We start from the raw sequence: 12,329 nt of genomic DNA, 5'->3' as shown, positions 1-12,329 counted from the left end.
ACTTTCCCGGAGGCGCTGGTGTTTGGTAAATACCTTGTATTGCTCTCTCTGATGAGTGTTTTGGTGGTCACTGGTTGTGATTCCACTAATGAGGATAACGCGCCCGAATCCGATGGCCAACAACTTACTTCACCGACTGGCCCGGATGTCGATGTCTCCCTGGCACTGACCTCCGCTCAGCTGGACTGGGTAGGCCAACAGATTTTCCGGAACGAGTGCGCAGGGCGTTTTCAGTGTCTGGTCCACTGGAACGACGGCGAGGCGTTTCCGTCATTGGGTATTGGTCACTTCATCTGGTATCCGGAGGGCGTTGAAGGGCGATTCGTGGAAAGTTTTCCGGCCCTTATGGAATACATGGAACAGCGTCAGGTCGATATTCCCGAATGGTTGCGAGCGCTCGAGCCTTTTGACGCTCCCTGGCGCGAAAAAGCAGACTTTCTGGCTGTAGACGATTCGCCACGAGTAGCAGAGCTGCGAGAGTTTCTGGCGGGTACCCAGGGGATCCAGGCTGAATTCATATTCCGTCGCGCCAGGCAATCGCTTGCAAAGGTTATTGAGGCAGCCCCGGATAACCAAAAGCCAGAGATCGCTGCCCGGCTGGAGTCTCTGAGCCAGACGCCCGGTGGCGTTTACGCCATCATCGACTATGTGAATTTCAAGGGCGAGGGGCTTTCGCATACGGAGCGCTACGAGGGCCAGGGCTGGGGGCTGCTTCAGGTGCTTTTGGAAATGTCTGAATCACCAGATCAGAGCGCCCTTGTTAAATTCAGGGAAGCAGCTGACACCGTTCTGACGCGACGGGCAGCAAACGCGGAGAATCCCATCGAGCGGGAGCGCTGGCTGCCGGGGTGGCGGAAGCGCCTCGAGACCTACGCAGAGCCCCCAGTCTTCAAAATTTCGAAATAATTTTGCATAAAAACTAGTTCATTTCCCGAACCTTGTTCTACTTTTAATAGGCGCGGCCCTTGGTCTGCCTTTTTTTGGCGCATGGGGTTGGAGCGAAAGCGCCGAACTGGTGCATGAAATGGTATTACTTCGTTCCAGATTCGCCTGAAACGCACCGGTGATTGATAAAAATAATATAAATCATCGGCTTACGCCGAGTGGCTTGCAAATTGCTGATTACACTCGTCGCGATAAAACCAACTGATGTGCGGAGAAAAGACAATGAGAAAGACGAAATCGATTGCCCTGGGGATTGCTCTGGCCGTAGGTACGTTCTCGGCCACTGGTGCCATGGCAGCTACAACTCTGGAGAACGTCAAGGAGAAAGGTCACCTCCAGTGCGGCGTGACCAGCGGTTTGCCTGGCTTCTCGCAGCCTGATGAAAAAGGTAACTGGACCGGTATCGACGTGGATACCTGCCGCGCGGTTGCTGCAGCCATCTTCGGTGACGCAAACGCGGTTGAGTTTACTCCACTGACTGCAAAGGAGCGTTTCACCGCCCTGCAGTCGGGTGAAATCGACATGCTCTCCCGTAACACCACCTGGACACTGACCCGCGATGCGTCCCTTGGCCTGAACTTTGCCGGCGTGAATTATTACGATGGTCAGGGCTTTTTGATCAACAAGGGTATCGGTGTGGACGATGCCACCCAGCTGGACGGTGCCACCATCTGTATCCAGGCCGGTACTACCACCGAGCTGAACCTGTCGGATTACTTCCGCGCCAAGGGCATGGAATTCAAGCCGATCGTGTTCGACACCTCTGAGCAAACCGTTCAGGGCTTTGCGGCGGGTCGTTGCGACGTTCTGACCTCCGACCGTTCGCAGCTGGCGGCGCTCCGCTCGAAGCTGTCCGATCCGAGTTCAGCCAAGATCCTGCCGAACACCATTTCCAAGGAGCCCCTGGGCCCGGTTGTTCGCCAGGGTGACGATCAGTGGTTCAACATCGTCAAGTGGGTGCTCTCCGTGCAGATCAACGCCGAAGAGTTGGGCGTGACCAGCGCCAATGCCGACGACATGCTGAAGTCCGACAACCCGAATATCCAGCGCCTGCTGGGTACCGATGGCGACATGGGTGCCAAGCTTGGACTGCCGGATGACTTCGGTTATCAGGCCGTGAAACTGGTTGGCAACTACGGTGAAATGTATGACCGCAACGTAGGACCGGATACCCCGCTGGGACTGGATCGCGGAATCAACGCGCTCTGGACTGAAGGCGGTATCATGTATGCGCCGCCGGTCCGTTAAGACCTGAAGGCATACGGCGAAGTCTCCTGTGGGAGGCTTCGCCGTTATCTCTGATGCTGTAAACCACAGGGAAGCTCTTCAGGACAATCCATGAAAAAACAAACAATCGATACCCGACCTGCAGGGCCCAAGCCCTGGTACGACCCCCGGGTCCGCTCACTCTTCTTTCAGGCGATAGCCATTGCCCTCGTGTTCTGGGGCGGATGGATTCTCGTCGATAACACGCTTTCCAACATGGAAAGCCGTGGCATCAGCACCGGTTTCGGTTTTCTCGGTGAAACCGCCGGGTTCGGCATCATCATGAATCTGGTGCCTTATGATGCAACCATGTCTTATGGCCGAACCTTCTGGGTTGGTCTAACCAATACATTGCTTGTTTCCGCGATGGGTGTCGTTGCCGCCACCATTCTCGGTTTCATCATTGGTGTTGCGCGACTCTCGAGTAACTGGCTTGTGGCCAAAATGGCGCTGGTTTACATCGAAGTGATCCGCAACATACCGCTGCTTCTGCAGATTTTCTTCTGGTACTTTGCCGTACTCAGCAATCTTCCGTCACCACGCCAGAGTGTTGATGTCGGTGGAGCGCTGTTCCTGAACAACCGGGGCCTCTACCTGCCAGATCCAGTGACCCAGGAGGGTTTCGGAATTGTCTGGGGCGGTATTCTGCTTGCCATCGCTGCCGTCGTCGGGATTCGGATATGGGCGAAAAAACGCCAGTTGGCGACCGGACAGATCTTCCCGACCTTCAAGGTCGGCGTGGCAATTCTGGTGCTGGTACCGATAATCTCTTATCTCGTGGCCGGTCGGCCTCTTGAGTGGGATTTGCCAGCGCTCAGGGGCTTCAACTTTGGCGGGGGAATTACCATCATTCCGGAGTTGGCGGCTCTGTGGATTGCACTGTCGCTGTACACCGCCAGCTTCATCGCTGAAATCGTGCGCTCCGGTATTCTGTCGGTCAGCAAGGGACAAACCGAGGCCTCCAAGGCTTTGGGGCTGCCCAATGGTCTTACCCTCAGGTTGGTGGTGATACCGCAGGCCATGCGGGTCATCATTCCGCCGCTCACCAGTCAGTATCTGAATCTGGTGAAAAACTCCTCCCTGGCAACGGCCATCGGTTACCCGGACCTCGTGGCGGTCTTCATGGGCACCACGCTGAATCAGACGGGGCAGGCCGTCGAGGTTGTCGCCATTACCATGGCGGTATATCTGACCATCAGTCTGCTGATCTCGTTGTTCATGAATATTTACAACCGGGCTGTGGCCATTAAGGAGCGATGATGACCGAGTCAACCATGAAAGCACCCAAGAAGGCGCTCCGTCCGGTCAAGTGGATGCGGGAGAACCTGTTCTCCGGCTGGTTCAACACGGTATTGACGCTGGGTGTGGCCTATCTGCTGATGACCAGTGTAGGGCCTTTGCTCAACTGGTTTTTCCTCGACGCCAACTTTGTTGGCAGTGATCCGAGCGCCTGTACGGGAGCGGGTGCCTGCTGGCTGTTTATCAGCCAGCGTCTGAATTTCTTTATCTACGGATTCTACCCGGATGAACTGCAGTGGCGGGTCGACGTGATGTTCCTGCTGCTGGCGGTTTCCTTTGTACCCCAGTTCATCGAGCGGTTCCCCGGCCGCAAGTGGCTCGGGCTGTTCGGTATCTTTGGTTTGCCCATTGTTGGCTACTTCCTGATTCCCGGAGGCAGTTTCGGCCTGGAAGAAGTGCAGAGCTCGAAATGGGGCGGCCTGATGCTGACCCTGATCCTGGCTTACATCGGGATTATTGCGTCCTTGCCCATTGGCATATTGCTGGCGCTGGGTCGTCGCTCCGAGATGCCGATCATCCGCGGGATCTGTGTGGTCTTTATCGAGGTATGGCGGGCGGTTCCGTTGATCACGGTTCTGTTCATGGCTTCGGTGATGCTGCCGCTGTTTCTCCCGGAAGGTGTGAACTTCGAGAAACTGGCCCGGGCGCTGATTGGTATAACCCTGTGGCAGTCCGCTTACATGGCGGAAGTGATTCGCGGTGGCCTGCAGGCCATTCCCCGGGGCCAGTATGAGGCTGCCGATGCTCTGGGGCTGGGATACTGGCGCAAAATGGGGCTGGTCATCCTGCCGCAGGCTCTGAAGATGGTTATTCCGGGTATCGTGAACACCTTCATTTCCCTGTTCAAGGACACCACGCTGGTGTTGATTATCGGCCTCTTCGATATCCTCGGCACAGTCCAGTCCACGGTTACCGATCCGGCCTGGCAGAATGTTGCCATTGAGGGCTATGTATTTGTGGCGTTCTGTTTCTGGGTCTTCTGCTTCGGCATCTCCAGATACAGCCAGAACCTTGAACGAAAACTAGACACTGGTCATAAGACCTGACGGGTAATCCTATGACAGAACAAACACAAACCTCAGAAATGCAGACCCCGCCGAAGGACCAGCCGGGAAAAAAACCGGGGATTATCCGGGTTGAGGGCATGCACAAGTGGTACGGGGACTTCCATGTTCTCAAAGATCTCAACCTGACCGTTGATCAGGGCGAGAGAATTGTCATCTGTGGGCCATCCGGCTCGGGAAAATCCACCTTCATCCGTTGCATCAACCGGCTGGAGGAGCATCAGCAGGGCAAAATCATTGTTGATGGTATCGAGCTGACCGATGATGTCCGCCACATTGATACGGTTCGGCGGGAAGTCGGCATGGTGTTTCAGCACTTCAACCTCTTCCCGCACCTGACCGTCCTGGAAAACTGCTGCCTGTCGCCGATCTGGGTGCGAAAAACGCCCCGAAAGGAAGCGGAGGCATCTGCGATGGAGTACCTTGAGCGGGTCAAGATCCCGGATCAGGCTAACAAATTCCCGGGGCAGCTTTCGGGCGGCCAGCAACAGCGTGTGGCGATTGCCAGGGCCCTGTGCATGAAGCCCAAGATCATGCTGTTCGACGAGCCAACCTCGGCCTTGGATCCGGAGATGATCAAGGAAGTGCTGGACGTAATGATTGAATTGGCGGGAAGCGGTATGACCATGCTCTGCGTAACCCATGAGATGGGTTTTGCCAAGACGGTGGCGGACCGTGTGATTTTCATGGACGGTGGCGAGATTGTGGAGCAGGCACCTCCCCACGAGTTCTTTACCAACCCACAGGAAGCCAGAACTCAGAAGTTCCTCCAGCAGATACTCGCGCACTGAAACCAAGACTAAAAAAGCCGGGCATTTGCCCGGCTTTTTTACAACGGCTCCTTGAATAGCTCGGGCTCCTTGCCTGGCTCTGCCTCAAGCCACCAAACGTTCTTGTCCCAGTCTCCCAGTACAATACGCTTTGCCGGCGACCCGTTGGCCGTCAGTTCATGAACCGCGGGGCGATGGGTGTGGCCATGGATCATTCGCTGGACACCGTGCTTTTCCAAGTCCTTGACCACTTCCTCGGGCGTTACGTCCATGATGAACTCCTCCTTGCCCTGATTTTTCGCCATGCTGATTTCCCGTAGCTGGCGGGCCATTTGCTGGCGGTCTTTCAGGGGGCGCTGGAGTATCATGTGCTGCCACTGCGGGTTACGCATGTTGGCCCGGAACTTCTGGTATTCCACATCGGCGGTGCACAGGCTGTCGCCATGCATCAGCAGGGTAGGGGTACCGTACAGATCAATCACCGTCGGATCGTCCAGCAGCGTTGCGCCGGCCCGGTCGCAGAAGTCCTGGCCGATCAGAAAGTCCCGGTTGCCGTGCATCAGGAAAATCCTGGTGCCGCTGTCCCGCAGTTTTCGAAGGGCAGTCGCAATCTGCTCCTGGAGCGGCGTGCGTTCGTCATCTCCTATCCACGCCTCAAAGAAATCACCGAGAATATACAGCTGATCAACACCACTGGCTTTCCCGTCGAGAAAGCCCAGAAATGCCTCAGTAATATCCGGGCGGGATTCCTCGAGGTGAAGATCTGAAATAAACAGCGTGGTCACGCGTCCTCCAGAACCTCGGCTTTTTCGATTACCACGTCATCGGCAGGCACATCCTGGTGGCCTGCACGCATGGTGGTGCGCACTGCTCGAATCGCGTTTACCGTGTCCATGCCGTCGGCCACTTTGCCGAACACGCAGTAGCCCCAGCCTTCCGCGTTTTTGGCGGTGTGGTCCAGGAAGCCGTTATTCTCAACGTTAATAAAGAACTGGGCTGTGGCAGAGTGCGGGTCCATGGTGCGTGCCATGGCAATGGTTCCCTGCATGTTGCTCAGTCCGTTATCGGCTTCGTTCTGAATCGAATCGCGGGTTTTACGTGGGGTCATGCCCGGCTCGAAGCCGCCGCCCTGAATCATGAAATTGCTGATCACACGGTGAAAAATCAGGCCATCGTAAAAACCGTCGCGAACGTACTGTTCAAAGTTTTTGGCGGTTTCCGGTGCCTTGTCGTAGTCCAGTTCCAGCTTGATGTCACCGTAGTTGGTTTTCAGCAGAATCATCAGGTTTTCCTGTTCAGAAAGGTTAGGTACGTTAACGGCCCCATTGTACTCAAGAGTTTCCCGCTATGCATGAGTCCGGCAAGGATTTGTGAGTATAATACGCGGTTTAAGATTCACTCCCCTTTTAACAGAGATTGTATGAGCGCCGAGTCGAAGAAAGCCCACAACTTTATCCAGAGCCTGATCGAAGACGCCATCGCCAGCGGAGAACATACCGGCAAGGTGGTCACCCGATTCCCGCCGGAGCCCAACGGCTACCTGCATATCGGTCATGCCAAATCGATCTGCCTCAACTTTGGCATCGCCGAGACCTTTTCCGGCGACTGTAACCTGCGGTTTGACGACACCAACCCGGAAAAGGAAAACCAGGAATACATCGACGCCATCAAGCAGGATGTGGAATGGCTCGGTTACGAGTGGGCTGGCGATGTGCGGTACGCATCGGATTACTTCGATGCCCTCTATGAGTTCGCCGAGGAGCTGATCACCCGGGACAAGGCTTACGTCTGCGCCCTGACGGCAGATGAAATGGCCGAGTATCGCGGTAGTCTCAAAGAGCCGGGCAGGAACAGCCCTTACCGGGATCGGCCGGTGGAAGAAAGTCTGCAACTGTTCCGCGATATGCGGGACGGCAAGTATCAGAACGGCGAACTGGTGCTGCGGGCCAAGATCGATATGTCTTCTCCGAACATCAACATGCGGGATCCGATTCTTTATCGCATCCGCTACGCCGAACATCACCAGACCGGGAACAAGTGGTGCATCTACCCGATGTATGACTTCACCCATCCCATTTCGGATGCCTTGGAGGGGATTACCCACTCCCTGTGCACGCTGGAATTCGAGGACCACCGGCCGCTGTATGACTGGGTTCTGGATAACATCTCCGGCCCCTGCCACCCGCGCCAGATCGAGTTTGCGCGGCTGAATCTGAACTACACCATCACCTCCAAGCGGAAGCTCAAGCGTCTGGTGGATGAGAATGTAGTTGATGGCTGGAACGATCCGCGTATGCCAACCATTTCCGGTATGCGCCGGCGTGGCTACACGCCGGAGTCCATCCGCACCTTCTGCGACATGATCGGGGTGAACAAGGCCGGCGGCACTGTGGATGTGGGCATGCTTGAGCACGCCATTCGCGAAGACCTCAACACCCGGGCCCCGAGAGCCATGTGTGTGATGCGCCCGTTGAAAGTCACGCTGACCAATTACCCGGCGGATCAAAGCGAAACGCTCACCTTGCCAGTGCACCCGCAAAATCCGGATATGGGCGAGCGGGAAGTGCCCTGGACCCAGACTCTGTATATCGACCGGGAAGATTTCGAAATGGAGCCGCCGCGTAAATGGAAGCGGCTGGCCCCGGACCAGGCAGTACGCCTCCGTGGCGGCTATGTGATGACCTGCCGGGAAGTGATTCGTGACGACAGTGGCCAGATTGTCGAGCTCAAGTGTGAGTACGATCCCAACACCCTGGGCGTCAATCCCGAGGGCTACAAACCGAACGGCGTGATTCACTGGGTTTCGGCGAGTGACAGTGTAGAGGCAGACATCAATCTGTATGACCGCCTGTTTAACCACGAGTCGCCGGACAGTGACAAGGAAGGCGATCTGATGGATCACCTGAATCCGGAATCGCTGGTGGTTCTCAAAGGCGCGCGCGTCGAAAAGAGTCTTGTCGCGCCCCGTATGGATCTTCCATACCAGTTCGAGCGGGAAGGCTACTTCTTCTGTGATCAGGCCCATACCGAGGCTGCCGGTCGGCCGGTATTCAACCGCACTGTTACGCTCAGGGATTCCTGGGGCAAGGGGGGCAAGTGATCCGCATCTACAATACTCTGACCCAACAGAAGGAAGAGTTTCGGCCAATTGAGCCTGGCAAGGTCCGGATGTACGTCTGCGGTATGACAGTCTATGACTACTGCCACCTGGGGCATGCCCGGGTGCTGGTAGCCTTTGATGTGATTACCCGTTACCTGCGTCATCGCGGTTACGACGTGAACTATGTTCGCAATATCACCGATATTGACGACAAGATCCTGCGCCGTGCGGATGAAAACGGTGAGCCCTATGACGAACTCACGGACCGGATGATCAAAGCCATGCACGAAGACGAAGCCCGTCTCGGCGTGCTGTCACCGGATGAAGAGCCCCGAGCTACCGCGTATATCGACGAAATTATCGCGATGATCCACAAACTGATTGCCGGCGGCCACGCCTACGCAGCGGACAATGGTGACGTCTACTTTTCGGTCGATTCCTTCGATGACTACGGCAAGCTCAGCAAGAAAAAGCTGGAGGATCTTCTGGCGGGCGCGCGGGTGGATGTTCAGGAAGCCAAGCGAAGCCCTGCAGATTTCGCGTTGTGGAAAGCGGCAAAGGCAGGGGAGGTCAGCTGGCCGTCGCCCTGGGGCGATGGTCGTCCTGGCTGGCACATCGAGTGCTCTGCGATGTCCACCTGCTGTCTCGGCGACACATTCGATATTCACGGCGGTGGCCCGGATCTGTTGTTCCCGCACCATGAGAACGAGATTGCCCAGTCAGAATGTGCCACTGGCCACACTTTTGTGAACACCTGGATGCACGCGGGTGCCATCCGGGTGAACAAAGAAAAGATGTCCAAGTCCCTGGGTAACTTCTTCACCATCCGCGAGATCATGGAGAAGTACCCGGCAGAAGTGGTCCGTTACTTCCTGGTTTCCAGCCACTATCGTAGCCAGGTGGATTACTCTGAGGAAAATCTGGCTGAGGCCGGCCGAACTCTGACCCGTTTGTACCATGCGCTCAGAGGCATCGTGCCCGCCAAGGCCGCCGATGTGCCGGAATCCGAGCACGACGAGCGGTTTGCCGAGGCGATGGACGATGACTTCAACACCGCGGGTGCAATTGCCGTCCTGCACGCTGTTGCCAACGAAATCAATCAGCATCGTCGCGATGGTCGTGAAGACGATGCCAAGCAAAGTGCGGCGATTCTGGTAAGGCTTGGTGGTGTTCTGGGGCTGCTGCAGCAGGATCCCGAGGCGTTCTTCCAGGCAGACACGGGTGGTGAGCTTAGCGCCGAAGACATTGAAGCAATGATCCAGGCCAGGGCTGATGCCCGCAAGGCAAAGAATTTTGCCGAGGCCGACCGGATCCGCGACGAGCTCCTCGAGAAAGGTATTATTCTGGACGATTCCCGAGAGGGGACGACCTGGCGTAAAGCCTGAATTTCCGGGAGCTGCCGGTTGGTCAGACCAGTTTTGCGCCTGCAGGAATGATCTTGTAAGGATTTTCCCTTACAATGCGGCGCTCAAATTAGAATGCCCCCTCAAGATGAAGGGGGAGTCGGGAAACGTAACCCACTGAGGCAGACAACGATGACAGAACGCGTACAAGTCGGCGGCATTCAGGTCGCAAAGAATCTGTATGATTTCGTGAACAACGAAGCGATCCCGGGCACCGGAATCGATGCCGATAAATTCTGGGCAGAATTTGACAAGATCGTGAACGAGCTGGCGCCACGCAACCGTGAATTGCTGGCCAAGCGTGATGCTATCCAGGAAAAAATGGACAGCTGGAACCGGGATCACAAGGGCCAGAAGCTCGACATGGGCGAATACAAGTCTTTCCTGAAAGACATCGGTTACCTGGTTGACGAGCCTTCCGAGTTCAAGATCTCCACCTCCAATGTCGACCCGGAAGTGGCAACCATGGCCGGCCCTCAGCTGGTGGTGCCGATCATGAACGCCCGTTTTGCTCTGAACGCTGCGAACGCGCGTTGGGGTAGCCTGTACGATGCGCTGTACGGTACCGACGCGATTTCTGAGGAAGACGGCGCTGAAAAAGGCCGTGGCTACAATCCGGTTCGCGGTGCCAAAGTTATCGAGTGGGCCCGCAACCTGCTCGACAGCTCGGCACCGCTGGCCTCTGGCAGTCACAAAGATGCTGCCAAGTATGTAGTTGAAGGTGGCAAACTGGTCGTCAAGCTGCAGAACGGTGAGTCCACGGGCCTGAAAGACGAAGCCGGCTTTGTTGGCTACACCGGTGCTGCTGATGCGCCCACCGGCGTGCTGCTGGTCAAGAACGGCATGCACTTCGAGATCCAGATTGACGCCACTCACCCGATTGGCAAAGACGACGGTGCCCACGTCAAAGACGTACTGATGGAGTCTGCACTGACAACCATCATGGACTGCGAAGACTCCGTGGCCGCTGTAGACGCTGACGACAAGGCGCTGGCCTATCGCAACTGGCTGGGCCTGATGAAGGGCGATCTGCAGGAAACCTTCGAGAAAGGTGGCGAGCAGTTGACCCGCAAGATGAATGCGGATCGCACCTACACCGCGGCAGATGGCAGCGAGCTGAGCCTGAAAGGCCGCAGCTTGATGTTTATCCGTAACGTCGGCCACCTGATGACCAACCCGGCCATCCTGCTGAAAGACGGTAACGAAGTGCCGGAAGGCCTGATGGACGGTCTGATCACCTCACTGATCGCCATTCACGACATGAAGGGCAATGGCAAGTTCCAGAACAGCACCAAAGGCTCCATGTATATCGTGAAGCCTAAGATGCACGGGCCGGAAGAAGTGGCATTCACCAACGAATTTTTCGGTCGTGTAGAGGATGCATTGAGCCTGCCGCGCTTCAGCCTGAAGGTCGGCATCATGGACGAGGAGCGTCGCACCACAGTTAACCTGAAAGCCTGTATCCATGCCGCGAAAGAGCGGGCTGTGTTTATTAACACCGGTTTCCTGGATCGCACCGGGGACGAGATACATACCTCCATGGAACTGGGTCCGTTTATCCGCAAGGGTGCGATGAAGCAGGCGACCTGGATCAATGCCTACGAGCAGTGGAACGTGGACATCGGCCTGGAAACCGGTTTCCGTGGCGTTGCCCAGATTGGTAAGGGCATGTGGGCCATGCCTGACCTGATGGCCGGCATGCTGGAAGCGAAAATCGGGCATCCGAAGGCCGGTGCGAACACTGCCTGGGTTCCATCTCCCACGGCGGCTACACTGCACGCCACTCACTACCATCAGGTAAGTGTGGCTGATGTCCAGAAGCAGCTGGAAAGCCGCACCCGCGCCGCTCTGGAAGATATCCTGACAGTACCGGTGATGGATGATCCCGCTTCTTTGAGCGCCGAGGACATCCAGCAGGAGCTGGACAACAACGCCCAGGGCATCCTCGGTTACGTTGTGCGCTGGATTGACCAGGGTGTTGGCTGCTCCAAGGTGCCGGACATCAATGATGTCGGCCTGATGGAAGACCGTGCGACTCTGCGTATCGCCTCCCAGTTGCTGGCCAACTGGCTGCACCATGGTATCTGCTCTGAAGATCAGATCATGGAGACCATGAAGCGTATGGCAGCGGTGGTCGACAAGCAGAACGCCGGTGATTCGGCGTACCGCCCGATGGCCGGCAACTTCGATGACAGTGTCGCCTTCCAGGCAGCGCTGGATCTGGTTCTCAAGGGCCGCGAGCAGCCTAATGGCTACACCGAGCCGCTACTGCACGCTTACCGCCTGAAGGCGAAAGCCAAATACGGGCAGTAAGAGCTGCGAAATAAAAAACCCCGCTTCGGCGGGGTTTTTTGGTGCGCCCGGCACGGGCGCACTCCTGGAGGTGCAAGTCCTCCCGTGAGCTGGCCACAGCGAACGAAGTGAAGCGCAACTGCGGAAGGGTGACCGACCGTGGGGAGGAAGCGTGGAGCGTAAACCGTGA

At 56.5% G+C, this 12,329-nt stretch carries 10 protein-coding genes; 8 read left to right on the top strand and 2 right to left on the bottom strand.

Going from position 1 to position 12,329, the window contains the following annotated elements:
• Nucleotides 1–18: 18 nt before the first annotated feature.
• The 5 genes from AC13DD_RS03370 to AC13DD_RS03350 all read left to right on the top strand — a co-directional run bounded on the left by AC13DD_RS03370 (nt 19) and on the right by AC13DD_RS03350 (nt 5,365).
• Nucleotides 19–906, top strand: a complete 888-nt coding sequence (locus tag AC13DD_RS03370) for a hypothetical protein (protein ID WP_482930862.1) — start codon at nt 19–21, stop codon at nt 904–906.
• A 261-nt stretch (nt 907–1,167) separates the two neighbouring features.
• Nucleotides 1,168–2,193, top strand: coding sequence for an amino acid ABC transporter substrate-binding protein (locus AC13DD_RS03365; protein ID WP_008175006.1), 1,026 nt, complete (start codon nt 1,168–1,170; stop codon nt 2,191–2,193).
• 90 nt (nt 2,194–2,283) lie between these two features.
• Complete coding sequence (locus AC13DD_RS03360) at nt 2,284–3,471, top strand: amino acid ABC transporter permease (RefSeq protein WP_008175007.1); 1,188 nt, start codon at nt 2,284–2,286, stop codon at nt 3,469–3,471.
• Entirely contained in the window at nt 3,471–4,556 is a 1,086-nt protein-coding gene (locus AC13DD_RS03355; protein ID WP_273070930.1) for an amino acid ABC transporter permease, read from the top strand. The genes AC13DD_RS03360 and AC13DD_RS03355 overlap by 1 nt, the downstream gene beginning before the upstream one ends.
• Nucleotides 4,557–4,594: 38 nt before the next feature.
• Nucleotides 4,595–5,365 (top strand): amino acid ABC transporter ATP-binding protein, encoded by a 771-nt coding sequence (locus tag AC13DD_RS03350; RefSeq protein ID WP_014577526.1) that lies wholly within the window; start codon nt 4,595–4,597, stop codon nt 5,363–5,365.
• Nucleotides 5,366–5,403: 38 nt separating this feature from the next.
• Here the strand turns inward: AC13DD_RS03350 and AC13DD_RS03345 are convergent, their stop codons facing one another.
• Entirely contained in the window at nt 5,404–6,129 is a 726-nt protein-coding gene (locus tag AC13DD_RS03345; RefSeq protein WP_482930861.1) for a UDP-2,3-diacylglucosamine diphosphatase, read from the bottom strand.
• Nucleotides 6,126–6,626 carry a peptidylprolyl isomerase gene (locus AC13DD_RS03340; RefSeq protein ID WP_008175011.1) on the bottom strand — a complete coding sequence of 167 codons (501 nt, stop codon included), beginning with the start codon at nt 6,624–6,626 and terminating at the stop codon, nt 6,126–6,128. The genes AC13DD_RS03345 and AC13DD_RS03340 overlap by 4 nt, the downstream gene beginning before the upstream one ends.
• 138 nt (nt 6,627–6,764) lie before the next feature.
• Here AC13DD_RS03340 and AC13DD_RS03335 point away from each other — a divergent pair, with 138 nt between their 5' ends.
• The 3 genes from AC13DD_RS03335 to AC13DD_RS03325 all read left to right on the top strand — a co-directional run bounded on the left by AC13DD_RS03335 (nt 6,765) and on the right by AC13DD_RS03325 (nt 12,160).
• Nucleotides 6,765–8,444, top strand: a complete 1,680-nt coding sequence (locus AC13DD_RS03335; protein ID WP_482930860.1) for a glutamine--tRNA ligase/YqeY domain fusion protein — start codon at nt 6,765–6,767, stop codon at nt 8,442–8,444.
• Nucleotides 8,441–9,829: a cysteine--tRNA ligase gene (gene cysS, locus AC13DD_RS03330; protein WP_008175013.1), complete on the top strand. Its 1,389-nt coding sequence runs from the start codon at nt 8,441–8,443 to the stop codon at nt 9,827–9,829. The genes AC13DD_RS03335 and cysS overlap by 4 nt, the downstream gene beginning before the upstream one ends.
• 150 nt (nt 9,830–9,979) lie before the next feature.
• Nucleotides 9,980–12,160, top strand: a complete 2,181-nt coding sequence (locus tag AC13DD_RS03325) for a malate synthase G (RefSeq protein WP_092029885.1) — start codon at nt 9,980–9,982, stop codon at nt 12,158–12,160.
• Nucleotides 12,161–12,329 lie beyond the last annotated feature (169 nt).

The organism is Marinobacter sp. L-13, from assembly GCF_056857715.1.
This window is presented reverse-complemented; position numbering and strand designations above follow the sequence as displayed.

What these genes read in the sequence shown, in the direction of transcription:
- AC13DD_RS03360 (WP_008175007.1), top strand. Translation starts at nt 2,284, where the DNA reads ATGAAAAAACAAACAATCGATACCCGACCTGCAGGGCCCAAGCCCTGG.
- AC13DD_RS03325 (WP_092029885.1), top strand. Translation starts at nt 9,980, where the DNA reads ATGACAGAACGCGTACAAGTCGGCGGCATTCAGGTCGCAAAGAATCTG.
- AC13DD_RS03355 (WP_273070930.1), top strand. Translation starts at nt 3,471, where the DNA reads ATGACCGAGTCAACCATGAAAGCACCCAAGAAGGCGCTCCGTCCGGTC.
- AC13DD_RS03335 (WP_482930860.1), top strand. Translation starts at nt 6,765, where the DNA reads ATGAGCGCCGAGTCGAAGAAAGCCCACAACTTTATCCAGAGCCTGATC.
- AC13DD_RS03350 (WP_014577526.1), top strand. Translation starts at nt 4,595, where the DNA reads ATGCAGACCCCGCCGAAGGACCAGCCGGGAAAAAAACCGGGGATTATC.
- AC13DD_RS03365 (WP_008175006.1), top strand. Translation starts at nt 1,168, where the DNA reads ATGAGAAAGACGAAATCGATTGCCCTGGGGATTGCTCTGGCCGTAGGT.
- AC13DD_RS03340 (WP_008175011.1), bottom strand. Translation starts at nt 6,626, where the DNA reads ATGATTCTGCTGAAAACCAACTACGGTGACATCAAGCTGGAACTGGAC.